We start from the raw sequence: 14,876 nt of genomic DNA, 5'->3' as shown, positions 1-14,876 counted from the left end.
CGGTGGCGCCCCCATGCGACACGCAGTCCCGACCGGGTCCGCCTCCCCCGTCAGGAGGCTGGCCCGGTCGCGCGCGCTGCGCTGGGGCGTGGGGGCGCTGGAGGCCGTCGTCGGCCTGGGGGCGCTGACGGTGGTGGCCCTGGCCTCCCTGGTGCCCACCGTCATGGGCTGGGTGCCCCTGACCGTCCTGACCGGCTCCATGGCGCCCACCATCCCGGCGGGCTCGCTGGTGGTGGTGCGGCCGCTGAGCGAGGAGCAGGCCACCCGCCTGAGCGTGGGCTCGGTGGTCACCTACCAGAGCGCCACCGGCGGCAGGGACCTGGTCACCCACCGGATCGTCTCGCTCAACGTGCTCGACGACGGCACGACCACCTACACCATCCAGGGGGACGCCAACGCCGCCCCCGACCCCGCCCCGGTCAGGCCCGCCCAGGTCCTGGGCCTGGAGCGCTACCACGTGCCGGTCCTGGGGCGCCTGCTGACCCTGGTGGGACCCGAGGTCAAGCAGGTCGGGCGCCTCCTGGCCGGGGTGGCGCTGCTGGCCTACGCCACCTGGCAGGTCGTCGCCGCCCTGAGGGAGCGCCGCAGATGTGGCCGGAAACACCGCGATCACGCGCCTTCTGGCCTGGAGGGGGAGCGGGATGCTGCCGTATCGTTGGCAGTCGGCGCGCCCAGGCCATCCCCTGGGGACTCCCCCTCGCAGGTGGAGCAGGGGGGCGGGGGCGCTGACCCGACGGCGTCGTCGTCGGGGAGTTCGAGCGAGAAAGCACCGGCGGAGGAACATGGCTAAGAAGGATGGCGTCATCGAGGTCGAGGGATCGGTCGTCGAGGCCCTTCCGAACGCAATGTTTCGGGTGGAGGTGAACAACGGGCACATTGTGCTCGCGCACATCTCCGGAAAGATGCGGCAGCACTACATCCGCATTCTCCCCGAGGACCGTGTGGTCGTGGAGCTGAGCCCCTACGACCTGTCCCGCGGCCGCATCGTCTACCGGTACAAGTGACAAGCCTCCCCTCACGGGGCGGCGGAGGGCAATCATGAAGGTCAAGCCGAGCGTGAAGAAGATCTGTGACAGCTGCAAGGTGATCCGTCGCCACGGCCGCGTCATGGTCATCTGCTCCAACCCGCGCCACAAGCAGCGTCAGGGCTGAGCACCACCCGGCCACCCAGGTGGCCGCCGAACAGCACCCGTCCCACGCGGCGCGCAGCGTCGCGACCCCCGGTTCCCGGAGGCCGGGGCCGATACGCGGACAGACGGGTGACGACCTCCGGGAGCACACAGGAGAGACCACACCGTGGCACGTATTTCCGGTGTCGACCTGCCTCGCGAGAAGCGAGTCGAGGTCGCACTCACCTACATCTTCGGGATCGGCCGCACCCGCGCCACCGAGACCCTGGCCGCGACGGGCGTCAACCCGGACACGCGCGTCAAGGACCTCACCGAGGAGGAGCTCGTCAGGCTGCGCACCCACATTGACTCCAGCTACCAGGTCGAGGGTGACCTGAGGCGTGAGGTGCAGGCTGACATCCGTCGCAAGATCGAGATCGGCTGCTACCAGGGCCTGCGCCACCGCCGTCACCTCCCGGTGCACGGCCAGCGCACCAAGACCAACGCGCGTACCCGCAAGGGCCCCAAGCGCACCGTGGCCGGTAAGAAGAAGGCCAAGTAAAGCAACCGCCTGCGCACAGGCGTCAGACGCCCCGGTGCGCGCACACGATCTCATCACGAAGAAGGAAACATGCCTCCCAAGACCCGCTCTGGCGCGCAGAAGGTGCGCCGCAAGGACCGCAAGAACGTCGCCCACGGCCACGCCTACATTAAGTCCACCTTCAACAACACCATTGTCTCCCTGACCGACCCCCACGGCGCGGTCATCGCCTGGGCCTCCTCCGGGCAGGTCGGCTTCAAGGGCTCGCGCAAGTCCACGCCCTACGCCGCCCAGCTGGCCGCCGAGGCCGCCGCCCGCCGCGGCGCCGAGCACGGCATGAAGAAGGTCGACGTCTTCGTCAAGGGCCCCGGTCCGGGCCGCGAGACCGCGATCCGCTCCCTGCAGGCCGCCGGCCTGGAGGTCGGCTCCATTACCGACGTCACCCCCCAGGCCCACAACGGCTGCCGTCCCCCCAAGCGTCGCCACGTCTGAGCCCGGTGGCCGACGCCGGGGCACGCAGCGGCCCGTCGTCGGCCACCGGCCCCGCCGGGGCACCGGGCGCGGCCGCGCCGTCGCCCCACCACCAGCAGGAACGGCGTCATATAGCGGGCGCCGCGACGAAAGGAAACCACGTGCTCATCGCACAGCGACCCACGCTCACCGAGGAGGTCGTCGAGGAGGACCGCCGCTCGCGGTTTGTCCTCGAGCCCCTTGAGCCCGGCTTCGGCTACACCCTCGGCAACTCCCTGCGGCGCACGCTGCTGTCGTCCATCCCGGGCGCGGCAGTGACCAGCGTGCGCATTGAGGGCGTCCCCCACGAGTTCCGCACCATTGAGGGGGTCAAGGAGGACGTCGCGCAGATCATCCTCAATATCAAGGAGATCGTCCTCTCCAGCGAGAACGACGAGCCGGTGGTCATGTACCTGCGCAAGTCCGGCCCCGGGGACGTCACCGCCAGCGACATCACGCCCCCCGCCGGGGTCGAGATCCACAACCCCGAGCTGGTGATCGCCACCCTCAACGAGAAGGGCAAGCTGGAGATCGAGCTGACGGTCGAGCGCGGCCGGGGCTACGTGTCCGCCAACCAGAACAAGGACCCGCAGGCGGAGATCTCCCGGATCCCGGTGGACTCGATCTACTCCCCGGTCAAGAAGGTGTCCTACGCCGTCGAGGCCACCCGTGTGGAGCAGCGCACGGACTTTGACCGCCTGGTGGTGGACGTGGAGACCAAGGCCTCCATTACCCCGCGTGACGCGCTGGCCTCCGCCGGCAAGACCCTCGTGGAGCTCTTCGGGCTGGCCCGGGAGCTCAATGTCGAGGCCGAGGGCATTGAGGTGGGTCCCTCCCCGGTGGACGAGGCCCTCCAGGAGGACCTCGCCATGATGATTGACGAGCTGGACCTGCAGGCCCGCTCCTCCAACGCCCTCAAGCGTGAGGGCATTCACACCGTTGGCGAGCTGGTCTCCCGCAGCGAGGCCGACCTGCTCGACATCCGTAACTTCGGTGCCAAGTCGATCTCCGAGATCAAGGACAAGCTGGCCGATCTGGGCCTGGCCCTCAAGGGCACCCCGGTCGACTTCGATCCTGAGGACGACGACTTCACCAACAACCCCACGTTCAGCGACGAGCAGCAGGCCTGAGAGCCGCTCGTCAACTACTAGGAGACAACAATGCCTCGCCCCCCCAAGGGTCCCCGCCTGGGCGGAAGCGCCCAGCACGAGCGCCACATGCTGGCCAACCTCGCCACCCAGCTCATTGTCCACGAGTCCATTACGACGACGGAGGCGCGCGCCCGGCGCCTGCGCCCCTACGTGGAGAAGCTCATTACCAAGGGCAAGCGTGGCGACCTGCACGCCCGGCGCACGGTGATGAAGAAGATCACGGACAAGTTTGCCGTGTACCGTCTCTTCGAGGTGATTGCCCCCCAGCTTGAGGGGCGCGACGGCGGTTACACCCGCATTATCAAGACCATGCCGCGCAGGGGCGACAACGCCCCCATGGCCGTGATCTCCCTGGTCCTGGAGCCGGTGGCCAAGAAGGAGGTCGTGGATGACGCCGTGACCACCGCCAAGCGGGCCGCGCAGAGGGCCGTCGCCGCGAGGAAGGCCGAGGCGGCTCCTGCCGAGGCCGCTGAGGAGGCTCCTGCCGAGGCTGAGGAGGGCGCGGACGCCGAGGCCGCCACGAAGGGCGCTGACGCCGAGGCCGCTGAGAAGACTGAGGCCGCCCAGAAGGACGCGGACGCCGAGGAGACGCCTAAGGCCGCCGCCAAGGTTGCTGCGGAAGGCTGAGGCTGCTGCGGAGGCTGCCATCTCCCAGGCGCCTGAGGCCGCCAAGACTGAGGCCGACACGAAGGGCGCGGTCGCCAAGAAGGGCGCGGCCAGGGCCTGAGCCGACGTCCTCCGCGTGAGCGCACGGGGCCCGGTCACCTCCAGAGGTGACCGGGCCCCTACTCGTGAGAACGGTACTTATTGCTCGCGAGAACGGTACTTGTTTGCCGTGAGAACGGTACTTGTTCGTCGTGAGAACGGCTGCCTCGGGTGCGGGTGGCCCCGGGGCCGGGTCCGCTGGCCTAGTCGTGGTCGTGGCGCTCCTCGGCCAGCACGTCCTGGCCGGCCACCAGCCTCCCCGAGGAGCCGGCCCCCAGGGTCTCCAGGGCCAGGCGGGCCACCATTTGCTGGTTGGTGACTGTGCGCTCGGTACGTCGTCCGGAGATAAAGCTGAAGAACCAGTCCATGAGCGTGGAGAACTGGTTCTTAAAGCCCACGATGTAGAGCAGGTGGAGGAAGCACCACATCTGCCAGGCCACGAACCCGGACACCTCCAGACGGCGGATCTTGACCACCGCCCGGTAGCGCGAGATGGTGGCCATGGAGCCCTTGTCCCGGTAGGTGAAGGGTCCCTGGGGCTCCTTGCCCCGCAGACGGCGTCGGATCGCCTGGGCCACGTAGCGCCCCGACTGGATGGCCCCCTGGGCCACTCCCGGTACCCCGGGCACGCTCATGAGGTCGCCAATGACGAAGATCTCAGGGTGCCCGGGCACGGTGAGGTCCTTGTCCACCACCACCCGGCCGGCACGGTCCACCTCGGCGCCCGTGCGCTCGGCGAGGATCCGGCCCAGGGGGGAGCCCTGGACGCCCGCGGCCCAGACCTTGCACACCGAGTGGATGGTGGAGACCTCCTGGGTGTCCAGGTTCCTGACGGTGACCGTCTCGGCGTCCAGGCCGGTGACCACGGAGCGCATGACCACCTCCACGCCCAGGCGCTCCAGGGCCGCGCGGGTCTTGGCCCCGAGCCCCCGGCCGAAGGGCGGTAGGGGGTGGGGCGCGCCGTCGAGCAGGATGACCCGGGCGTCGCCGGGGTTAATGCGGCGGAACTCACCGCGCAGGGTGTCCCTGGCCAGCTCGCGGATCTGGCCGGCCATCTCCACCCCGGTGGGGCCGGCACCCACCACGACGAAGGTGAGCAGGGCCGCCCGGCGCTTCGGGTCCTTCTCGATCTCGGCCATCTCGAAGGCGCCGAAGATGCGGCTACGCAGCTCCAGGGCGTCGTCAATGGTCTTCATACCGGGGGCGAAGACGGCAAAGTGGTCGTTGCCGAAGTAGGACTGGCCCGCCCCCGCGGCCACGACCAGGGTGTCGTAGGGCGTGGAGTGCTGGTCGTTGTGGTGGCGCCAGCGGACCACGCGGGCCGTGGTGTCAATGTCCTCCACCAGGCCCACCACGGTCCTGGCGTTCTTCTGGCGGGTCAGGATCTCGCGGGTGCTCGGGGCGATCTGCCCCTCGGAGAGGATGCCGGTGGCGACCTGGTACAGCAGGGGCTGGAAGAGGTGGTGGCTGGTGCGGTCGATGACGGTAATCGCGACGTCCTCGCGCCGCAGGGCCTGCGTGGCGAAGAGTCCGCCGAACCCGGAGCCGATAATGACGACGCGGTGTGCGCTCATGGGTCCTCACTGTCCTCGGGGAGGGAAATACGGTATGGAGATCTTACAAAAATCCCGTCCCTGGTGGGGCCCGAGGAGGTGGCCGGGGGTAGCTGGGTGTGTGGCGGCTTGGGTGCGGTGTCTGCGGCGGCTTGGGTGCAGCGTCCCGGGTGCGCCGTCCGCGGCATCCTGGGTGTGGCGGCCTGGGCGTGGCTTAGGGGCGCACCATGTCCCAGCAGCGGGCGCCGCCGGTCATGCCGGCCTCGTTGGGCACCACCACGACGTCGTCGCCGATCCTGGCCAGCTGGGCGGACGTGATCCGCCGGGAGTTGCCGCCACCCAGGTAGAGGCGGTCCCACAGGTACATGGGGCGCAGGGCGTCCACCACGCGGCGCACCCGGCGCGACCAGTGGGCGTCCCCCAGGCGCAGGCGCTCGTGCTCGCCGATGTAGTCGTCGTAGGTCAGGCCCCAGCGCACCGGGCCCTGGGAGACCTCCACGTGCGGGGCCAGGGCGCCGTTGTCGAACACCGCGTTGCCCAGTCCTGTGCCCAGGGTCACGATCATCTCCAGGCCGTGGCCGGTGACCACCCCGGCGCCCGCGACCTCGGCGTCATTGAGCACCAGGGTGGGCAGCCCCAGGCGCTGGCTGACGGCGGTGCCCATGTCGAACCGCAGCCAGGCCTCCACCAGGTGGGGCAGGACCCGGGAGCGGGGGCCGTCCTTGGTGACGTAGTGGGGGGTGGCCACCACGACCCCGTGGCGGATCATGCCCGGCATGCCTACCGTGACCCGCGAGGCGGTGGGCAGCTGCTCGGCCAGGCCCGCGATCGTCTCCACCAGGAGGTCCGGGGGCAGGGGGTAAGGGGTAGGGGTGCGGACGGCGCGGGAGACCATGGCGCCCTCACTGTTCAGGACGGAGGCCTTGATCCCGCCGCCCCCGCAGTCGACGGACAGGGTCGTGTTGCTGCTCACCGCCCCAGGGTAGCGGCCCGCTCTCCTCCGCGAGAACGGTACTTATTCGTCGCGAGAACGGTACTTATTGCTCGTGAGAACGGGCGGCTGGCTCCTTGCGCCATTGGCCTGCCCTGGTCGTGGGGAGGCTCACCGCGGAGGCCGTCCAGGGCGCGTCCGCGGTGGGCAGGGCGCGTCCGCGGTGAGTAGGGGTGTGTTCTGGGTCAGGCCCGGGAGCCTGGAGGCGACCTTCGTGCGTCCGCGGTGGGCAGGGCGCGTTCCCCAATAGCTGACAGGTGCTGGAGGGGCTGCTCGGGGTACCTGTGGCGGGTCCTGACGTAAACCTAGGTTGATTATTTGATTTATCGCATTATCTCTCTACCGTCTGTCGCTGCGGATTCCTGCGTCTGTCACTGCGGATCCTCGCACCTGTCGCAATCTGAGGATCAGAACGGAGGGCACCCCCGGACGCGCCGGAGCCTGGGCCCGTGACCTGCGTGGACATTAGGTGTACAGAAGCTGGGGCGGGGTGGGTCCGGTTCTGATCCTCAGATTGCGTCAAAATCCGGGACGGTCTCACCGAGGTCGTGCATAACCCTCCTGATCCCGCCTCAGGACGGGTGGGAGGATGTGCTCATGCCTCGTCTCCGCCTCGACCTCGCCTACGACGGCACCGCCTTCAGCGGCTGGGCCGCCCAGCCCGGCCTGCGCACCGTCGAGGGGGTCCTGACCAGCGCCCTTGCCACTATCCTGCGCCAGGACGTACGCCTGACCGTGGCGGGGCGCACCGACGCCGGTGTCCACGCCGCCCACCAGGTGGCCCACCTCGACGTGGACGAGGAGGCCTGGGGGCGACTGCCCGGCCGCTCCCACCGCGCACCCCAGGCGGCGCTGCTGACCCGACTGGCCGGGGTCCTGGCCCGTGAGGCCCAGACCAGTGCCGGCGGGCACGGACTCGGTGCGGTCCCCCGGGGGGCCAGCGACGTCGTCGTCAGCGCCGCCGCCGTGGTCCCGGACGCCTTCGACGCCCGTTTCTCCGCCCTGTCCCGCCGCTACACCTACCGGGTGGCCGACGCCCTGGCCCCCCGCGACCCCGCCCGCCGCGCCACCGTCCTGTGGGTCCCCGGCTGCCTGGACGTAGGCGCCATGGCCGACTCCGCCGCACCCCTGCTCGGGGAGCACGACTTCCTGTCCTACTGCAGGCCCCGACAGGGCGCCACCACTGTGCGCACCCTGCGGTCCCTGACCTGGCGGCGGGTGGAGCAGGGGGCCGACGCCGGACTGGTCACCCTGGAGGTCGAGGCCGACGCCTTCTGCCACTCCATGGTCCGTTCCCTGGTCGGGGCCGCCCTGGCCGTGGGGCAGGGGCGCAAGGGGCCCGACTGGCCCGGCACGCTCCTGGTCGCTCGCTCACGTCGGACGGCGGCCCCGGTCGCGCCACCCCACGGGCTGACCCTGGAGGAGGTCACCTACCCGGTCGACGCTGAGCTCGCCGTCCAGGCCGAGCGGGCGCGCGTCCTGCGGACACTGCCTGCTGCCGCCGGGTGCGGCTGCGACTAGAGGCCCCGGGCCGTGTGGGCCCTTCTCCGGCCCCGACTCGGGGCGGTACCTGAGTGTTACGATTCACGCCAGCCGGTCGGCCGGACCTTTTGACCCCCTGTCCGGCGCGCCGGTATGGTGGGGAACCGTCGTGCAGCACACGAGTGCGTCTGCGGTGCCGTCCCACTCGCCCCGGATCGCCTGTGCTCCGACCACTCACCTGACCATGGTGGTCTCGCGGAACAGTGACGCTTCTACGCCGTTTCGCGCGCCCACACGCCAAGAGAAACGAAGGCAACGCCCGTGCGCACGTACACACCGAAGCCCGGCGACGTCGAGAAGAACTGGTATGTCATTGACGCCACCGACGTCGTCCTGGGCCGCCTGGCCGCTCAGGCCGCGATCCTGCTCCGTGGGAAGCACAAGCCCCAGTTCGCCCCCAACGAGGACTGCGGGGACTACGTCGTCATTATCAACGCCGACAAGGTCGTCCTGACCCACGGCAAGGCGGACAAGAAGTTCGCCTACCGCCACTCCGGCTACCCCGGCGGCCTCACCGCCACCTCTTACCGCGAGCTGCTGGCCACCCGCCCCCGGTTCGTCGTGGAGAAGGCCATCAAGGGCATGGTGCCCCACACCAAGCTTGGTCGTGCCCAGCTGAAGAAGCTCAAGGTCTACGTCGGCGGCGAGCACCCGCACGCCTCGCAGAACCCCCAGCCCTTCGAGATCACCCAGGTCGCCCAGTAAGCGCGCAGCGCTCGGCACCACGCTCAAGCAAAGGACCAACAGTGTCTGATAACACCGTCGACATTGACGCGCTGGACGAGGAGAACGCCCCCTCCAGCTACACCACTGAGACAGAGGACTCCACCCCTGGCCGCGGTCAGTCCGTCACCGCCCCCGGCGCCGGCCTGGGCCGCCGCAAGGAGGCCGTCGCGCGCGTCCGCCTGCTGCCCGGCACCGGTCAGTGGACCCTCAACGGCCGCACCCTGGAGGACTACTTCCCCAACAAGCTGCACCAGCAGCTCGTGCGCGCCCCCTTCACCATCCTGGACCTTGAGGGCCGCTTCGACGTCGTGGCCCGCATCCACGGCGGTGGCGTGTCCGGCCAGGCCGGCGCCCTGCGCCTGGGCATTGCCCGCGCCCTGAACGAGATCGACCGCGAGGCCAACCGCCCGGCCCTGAAGAAGGCCGGTTTCCTCAGCCGCGACGCCCGCGTCGTGGAGCGCAAGAAGGCCGGCCTGCACAAGGCCCGCCGCGCTCCCCAGTACTCCAAGCGCTGACCGGGCCTACCGGGTGCGACGTGCCCCGGTACGCGATGGCCCACGCTGGCGACCGCTCCCAGGAGTGGTCGCCAGCGTCGTCTTGAGGCTGGGGCCTGTGTGCGCTCCGGCCCAGGCCCGCGCCCGCCCGCGTGACTGCTCCGGCACCTGCCTGCCCGTCCCGGCACCTACCGCCTGCCCACGTGACTACTTCGGCACCTGCCCGCCCGTCTGGCTGTGCCTGCTCGCCCGTGCCTGCGCCCGCCTGCCTGCCCGCCCCAGCACCTGCCCGCGCCTGCCTGCTCCGGCCCAGGCCCGTGGGGCGGGGCAGCGAGGTGTGCGGCCCCGTTCTCACGAGGAACAAGTACCGTTCTCACGAGGAATAAGTACCGTTCTCGCGCCTGGGAGGGTGACGGGCCATGGGAGTGTGAGGGGAGCGCGCACGGGGGTGACGTGGGAGGATGGGGGCGTTTCCTACCAAGGAGGACTACCCATGACACGTCTTTTCGGCACTGACGGTGTGCGCGGCCTGGCCAACGACCTGCTCACCCCTGACCTCGCCCTGCACCTGGGGCAGGCGGCCGCCCGGGTCCTGGCCACCACCGACTCGACCCACGCGCGCCACTCCGGGCACCTGCGTCCCCGCGCCGTCGTCGGGCGTGACACCCGTGCGTCCGGGGAGTTCCTGGACCACGCCATTAGCGCCGGCCTGGCTGCCGCCGGCATGGACGTCACCCGCGTGGGCGTCCTGCCCACCCCCGCCATCGCCCACCTCACCGCCAGCCAGGACGTGGACCTGGGCGTGGTCATCTCCGCCTCCCACAACCCCTTCCCCGACAACGGCATCAAGTTCTTCGCCCGGGGCGGCTACAAGCTGGAGGACGCCGTCGAGGACCAGATCGAGGCGGCCCTGTCCGCCGAGCTGCCCCACCCCACCGGCGCCGCCGTCGGGCGTGTCATCAAGGGTGAGACGGTGGCCGACCAGGCCTACATCAGCCACCTTGTGGACTCCGTGGGGACCGACATCTCCGGCCTGCGCATTGTGGTGGACGCCGCCAACGGGGCCGCCAGCGTCGTCGGGCCGGCCGCCCTGCGCGCCGCGGGCGCCGAGGTCATCGCCATGAACGCCTCCCCGGACGGCCTCAATATCAACGCCGACTGCGGCTCCACCCACCCCGAGCAGCTCCAGAACTACGTCACCGCCGTGGGCGCGGACATGGGCGTGGCCTACGACGGCGACGCCGACCGCTGCCTGGCCGTGGACGCCCAGGGCAACCTGGTGGACGGCGACCAGATTATGGGCCTGCTCGCCGTGGGCATGAAGGAGGACGGCACCCTGGCCTCCGACACCCTGGTGGTGACCGTCATGAGCAACCTCGGCCTGCTCCTGGCCATGCGTGAGCGCGGGATCCGCGTCGTCCAGACCGGTGTGGGGGACCGCTACGTGCTGGAGAAGATGCTCTCCGGGGGGTACACCCTGGGTGGTGAGCAGTCCGGCCACGTCATCGACACCATCCACGCCACCACCGGTGACGGCATCCTCACCTCCATGCGCGTGGCCGCCCGCATGAAGCGCTCAGGCAGGTCCCTGGCCGACCTGGCCAGCATCGTCACCCGCCTGCCCCAGACGCTCATTAACGTCCGCGGCGTGGACAAGACCGCCGTCACCACCGACGACGGCGTCCAGCAGGCCATTGCCCGGGCCGAGGAGCGCCTGGGGGAGACGGGGCGCGTGCTCCTGCGCTCCAGCGGCACCGAGCCCCTGGTGCGCGTCATGGTCGAGGCCGCCACCCAGGAGGAGTCCGACGCCGTGGCCCAGGGACTGGCCGACGTCGTCAGGTCCAACCTCGCCCTGTGAGGTCCGTGCCCCGGGCGCACCGGGGTCGGGTCTGGAGGGAGCTGGCCCACCGCCGGCTCGGCGAGCCGCGCCCCGGGCGCACCGGGGTCGGGTGGGCCGGGTGGGGTCGGAGGGGGCAGAATGCTCCCGTGACGCCCTCCTACCCCCTGTCCCTGCTGAGTGACGGGGCGACGTGGCGCGGCCGGGCGCTCAGCGGCCGGACGCTGGACCTCCTCGCCGCCCTGGCCGGCTGCGAGGGCGCCCGGATGGGCGACGACGCGATCGTCGGGGCCCTGTGGCCCGCGGATCCCCCGGCGCACCCGCTGCGGGCCCTGCACGTCGTCGTCTCCCGGGCGCGTGCGGCCGTGGGGGAGGACGTGGTCGAGCGCGTCGGTGACGGCTACCGGCTGGCGCTGGCGACCTCGGACGTCGACGCCCGGGACCTGGCGGCCCGGGCGGCCCGGGCCCGTGCCTGCGCCGCCACCGGCCAGTGGGACCAGGTCCTGGAGCTGACCGACGACCTGCCCGGGACGGACGCGGACGTGTCGGCGGGGACAGGGCCGGCGGGGACAGGGCCGGCGGGTGGTGGGGCCCGGCGTCCCGGCCCCCTGGCCCGGCTCCGAGAGCGTGCCGCCGCACACGCCGAGGCCGCTGGGCGGCAGCGGGCCCTCGCCCTGGAGGCCGTCGGTGAGTACGAGCAGGCCGTGCCCCTGCTACGGGCCGCGGCGGAGCGTGAGCCTGACGACGAGACCGTCCTGGCCGCCCTCGTACGTGCCCAGGCCTGGGCACGCTCGCCCGCGGTGGCCCTGAGGACCTACGAGGACTACCGCCTGCGCCTGCGTGAGCAGGGGGCGGTGCCGGGCCCGGTGGCGCGCGCCGCGCACGAGGTGGCGCTGGCCGCGGAGAACCCCGTGCGCCGGGGCCTGGAGCCGGTCCCCGAGCACTTCCTGGGGCGCCAGGACGACGTGGCGGCCGTCGGCAAGGCCCTGGGCACCCATCGGCTGGTCACCGTCACCGGGCCGGGCGGTGTGGGCAAGACCACACTGGCCCAGGCGGTGGCGGCCCGCAGCCGGCGTCCCGCCGTGTACGTCGCCGCCCTGGCCGACGTCGCCCCCGGGGCCGACCTGGTGCGGGTCCTGCTCGACGCCCTGGGGAGCCCGCCGGTGGCCGACGCCGAGGCGCGCGCCTCCCTGGGTGCCGTCCTGGCCGCGCCCGGCACGCTCCTCGTCCTGGACAACTGCGAGCACCTGGCGGGGGACGTGGCCGACCTCATTGGTCCCCTCCTGGCCACCTGCGCGGACCTGCGGGTGCTGGCCACCTCACGCCGCCAGCTGGACCTGGGCGCCGAGCACGTCTACCGCCTGGAGCCCCTGGATCCCGCCTCCAGTGACAGCCTCTTCCGGGCCCGCGCCCTGGCCGCCCGGCCCGGCCAGGTGATTGACGGGGCGGACCTCGAGGAGCTCCTGGGCCGCCTGGAGGGCATCCCCCTGGCCATTGAACTGGCGGCCGCCCGGACCCGCACCCTGTCCGTGGGCCAGATCGCCGCCCGGCTGCCCGCCCGGCCCGACCTGCTGACGGGCGCGCGCGACGCCCCGGCCCGCCAGCGCACCCTGAGAGCCGTTATCGCCTGGTCCTGGGACCTGCTCGACGACTCCGAGCGCCGCGGCCTGGCGAGCCTGGCGCTGCTGCCCGACGGCTTCACCCTCACCGCCGCCGAGGCCCTCATCGGCCCCGAGGCAGCCGACGTCCTCGACGCCCTGGCGGGCCACTGCCTGCTCAATGTGCGCGACCGCGGCGGCGTCCCCCGCTTCCACATGCTCGTCACCGTCAGGGACTTCGCCCTGGCCCGGCTGGCCGGCTCCGGCGGGGAGGAGGCCGCCCGCGAGCGCCTGCGCACCTGGGTGCTCGAGGTGTGCTCCGAGGTCCGCCTGCCCCTGGGCCGGCACAGCTTCGGCGACGTCGGCAGCCCGCAGGCCGAGCGGCAGAACCTCGTCTTCCAGCAGCTGGTCGACGACGAGGCGGTCGTGGTCCAGGAGCTCGACCGCGTGCTGCAGCAGGTGGCGGCTGGCGGCCCCGGCCAGGACGGTAGCTCGGACGCCGCCTGCACCATTGGGGCCGCCCTCATGAGGCTGTGGAGCGTCAACTGGAGCTACGACCGCGCGGCCGACTACGCGCCGCGCCTCATCGCACTGGCCGTGCGGCCGGCCCGGAGCACCCGCGGCAACGAGGCCCGACTCAGCCTCCTGACCCTGTGCGCCAGCCTCTCGGGGCTGCTCGGCCCCCTGCCCGAGCAGGTCGGCGAGGGCCTGCCCCGCTCCCTCGACGGCGAGGATCCGTCCATGGCGCGCATCCGGCGCTTCCTGCGCGCCCCGGCCCGCCAGTGGCCGGAGCTGGTCCACGACGCCGACCCGTGGGTGGCCTGGGCCGCGGGTCGCTGCCTGGCCGCACAGCTGGAGAACGAGGGCGCACCCGAGGCCGCTTTGGAGGTCGTCGAGAACCTGCTGGACCGGCTGCGGGGAGCGGACCTGGCGGGGATCTACCTGCTCGAGCTGAGCACCAGCCGGCTCCAGGTGCTCATGACACTGGGACGCTACGAGCAGGTGGCCGACGAGTGCGCCCGGGCGCTGGAGCTGGTGGACCGCCTGCTGCCAGCCTGGGGAGCCTCCTACCGGGAGGCGCTGCAGCTGGACAGGGCCTACTGCCAGGTCTACCTCACCCCTGAGGAGGATCTGGTCACCGGCCTCCTGGCTGCGACGGACTTCAGCACGCTGCCCGGAACACTGCGCTTTGTGGCCCGCTCCGTCAGCGGCGAGCTGGAGCTGGTTCGAGGGCGCACCCGCGAGGCCGCCCTCATCCAGCGCGCGAGCCTGGGCTACGCCGGCAGGTGGCGCACCGTCATGGGCGCGGGGTCTCCGTGGGAGCTCTACATCCTGGGCATGTGCCTGGTCACCGACGTCGAGCTCGAGGCGGCCGAGGCGGCCGAGCTGGACGCCGGGGGCGTCCGCGCCCGGGCCGTGCCCCTTCTGCGCGACATGCTGGCCGACCCCGCCCCCCGGCAGCGCGACGTGCCTGCCGTCATGGCCTTCGCGGCGGCCGTGGGGCTGTCGGTCATGGCCGCCGTCGGGCAGGAGGAGGCCCGGGGTGCAGGCCGGGAGGAGGCTCGGGGTGCTGGCCAGGAGACAGGCCGGGAGGCGGGTCAGGACGCGGGTCCGGTGGGCCGGGACGGGGGTCCCGTGGCGGCACCGAAGGCGCCCATGAGGGGCACGGGTCCGGTGGGCCCGACGGGTCGGGATGCGGATCGTAGGGCTGCTGGTGCCGAGCTGGTGGCTACCGCCCTGGCCGTGGGCACCAACCAGACCTGCCGCCTGCTCTCCCACGACTACCTGCGCACCCGCGCCCACGTGCTGGACGACCGGGCTATGGCCGTGGCCGAGGAGCGGGTTCGGCACCTGGACCGCGCCCGGCTCCTCGCGCACGCGGCCGGCCTCGCCCGCCGTCTGGCGGACGAGGCCGCCTGAGCGGGGCAGGATTGCAGATGCCCCGCGCGGTGGGGCCTCTTGCGGTACTGCTCGGTACTGCTTGAAGAACAGTAGCTCGTGGATACCCCGCGCGGGGGCCGCTGCGCCGAGACTTCGGCCCTGCGCCGCCTGGAGCAGGATGACCCGCGCGGGGCCGCCCGTCGCCTGGGCGCACTGGCCGCCGGGCAGGCTCCGGACG

At 71.8% G+C, this 14,876-nt stretch carries 14 protein-coding genes; 12 read left to right on the top strand and 2 right to left on the bottom strand.

The features are described 5' to 3' along the window. Positions 1–13: 13 nt before the first annotated feature. The 7 genes from JJJ15_RS04225 (at position 14) to rplQ (ending at position 3,938) form a co-directional block, all read left to right on the top strand. On the top strand, positions 14–790 hold the full coding sequence (locus JJJ15_RS04225; protein WP_200511546.1) for a signal peptidase I: 777 nt from the start codon (positions 14–16) through the stop codon (positions 788–790). Beyond that, positions 783–1,004 carry a translation initiation factor IF-1 gene (gene infA, locus JJJ15_RS04220; RefSeq protein WP_106109606.1) on the top strand — a complete coding sequence of 74 codons (222 nt, stop codon included), beginning with the start codon at positions 783–785 and terminating at the stop codon, positions 1,002–1,004. Before JJJ15_RS04225 ends, infA begins: the two co-directional genes overlap by 8 nt. Before the next feature lie 34 nt (positions 1,005–1,038). Beyond that, complete coding sequence (rpmJ, locus tag JJJ15_RS04215; protein WP_008729428.1) at positions 1,039–1,152, top strand: 50S ribosomal protein L36; 114 nt, start codon at positions 1,039–1,041, stop codon at positions 1,150–1,152. 144 nt (positions 1,153–1,296) lie between these two features. Next, positions 1,297–1,671, top strand: coding sequence for a 30S ribosomal protein S13 (gene rpsM / locus JJJ15_RS04210; protein ID WP_106109605.1), 375 nt, complete (start codon positions 1,297–1,299; stop codon positions 1,669–1,671). Between the two features lie 69 nt (positions 1,672–1,740). Beyond that, a complete protein-coding gene (gene rpsK, locus JJJ15_RS04205) occupies positions 1,741–2,142 on the top strand; it encodes a 30S ribosomal protein S11 (RefSeq protein WP_106109604.1) in 402 nt (133 codons plus the stop codon). 140 nt (positions 2,143–2,282) lie between these two features. Further along, positions 2,283–3,290: a DNA-directed RNA polymerase subunit alpha gene (locus JJJ15_RS04200; RefSeq protein WP_106109603.1), complete on the top strand. Its 1,008-nt coding sequence runs from the start codon at positions 2,283–2,285 to the stop codon at positions 3,288–3,290. Between the two features lie 30 nt (positions 3,291–3,320). Then, entirely contained in the window at positions 3,321–3,938 is a 618-nt protein-coding gene (rplQ, locus tag JJJ15_RS04195) for a 50S ribosomal protein L17 (RefSeq protein WP_106109602.1), read from the top strand. A gap of 281 nt (positions 3,939–4,219) precedes the next feature. Here rplQ and JJJ15_RS04190 read toward each other — a convergent pair whose 3' ends face one another. Both JJJ15_RS04190 and JJJ15_RS04185 read right to left on the bottom strand, forming a co-directional pair. Next, positions 4,220–5,590: an NAD(P)/FAD-dependent oxidoreductase gene (locus JJJ15_RS04190; protein WP_200511545.1), complete on the bottom strand. Its 1,371-nt coding sequence runs from the start codon at positions 5,588–5,590 to the stop codon at positions 4,220–4,222. Between the two features lie 193 nt (positions 5,591–5,783). Then, a complete protein-coding gene (locus JJJ15_RS04185; protein ID WP_200511544.1) occupies positions 5,784–6,542 on the bottom strand; it encodes an ROK family protein in 759 nt (252 codons plus the stop codon). Between the two features lie 615 nt (positions 6,543–7,157). Here JJJ15_RS04185 and JJJ15_RS04180 point away from each other — a divergent pair. The 5 genes from JJJ15_RS04180 to JJJ15_RS04160 all read left to right on the top strand — a co-directional run bounded on the left by JJJ15_RS04180 (position 7,158) and on the right by JJJ15_RS04160 (position 14,677). Continuing rightward, positions 7,158–8,081, top strand: coding sequence for a tRNA pseudouridine synthase A (locus tag JJJ15_RS04180; RefSeq protein ID WP_200511543.1), 924 nt, complete (start codon positions 7,158–7,160; stop codon positions 8,079–8,081). A 282-nt stretch (positions 8,082–8,363) separates the two neighbouring features. Further along, entirely contained in the window at positions 8,364–8,807 is a 444-nt protein-coding gene (rplM, locus tag JJJ15_RS04175; protein ID WP_106109598.1) for a 50S ribosomal protein L13, read from the top strand. A 41-nt stretch (positions 8,808–8,848) separates the two neighbouring features. Next, on the top strand, positions 8,849–9,343 hold the full coding sequence (rpsI, locus tag JJJ15_RS04170) for a 30S ribosomal protein S9 (protein WP_106109597.1): 495 nt from the start codon (positions 8,849–8,851) through the stop codon (positions 9,341–9,343). Positions 9,344–9,815: 472 nt separating this feature from the next. Beyond that, the gene (gene glmM, locus JJJ15_RS04165; RefSeq protein WP_200511542.1) at positions 9,816–11,180 is read left to right on the top strand and encodes a phosphoglucosamine mutase; all 1,365 of its coding nucleotides are present in this window, start codon (positions 9,816–9,818) and stop codon (positions 11,178–11,180) included. Positions 11,181–11,308: 128 nt separating this feature from the next. After that, on the top strand, positions 11,309–14,677 hold the full coding sequence (locus JJJ15_RS04160) for an AAA family ATPase (RefSeq protein WP_246742147.1): 3,369 nt from the start codon (positions 11,309–11,311) through the stop codon (positions 14,675–14,677). Positions 14,678–14,876: the final 199 nt, after the last annotated feature.

This window comes from Actinomyces sp. HMT897, assembly GCF_016626125.1.
In the GTDB taxonomy this organism is placed as follows: domain Bacteria; phylum Actinomycetota; class Actinomycetes; order Actinomycetales; family Actinomycetaceae; genus Actinomyces.
Note: the sequence above shows the minus strand (reverse complement) of the source record. Positions and strands in the feature narration are given on the sequence as shown.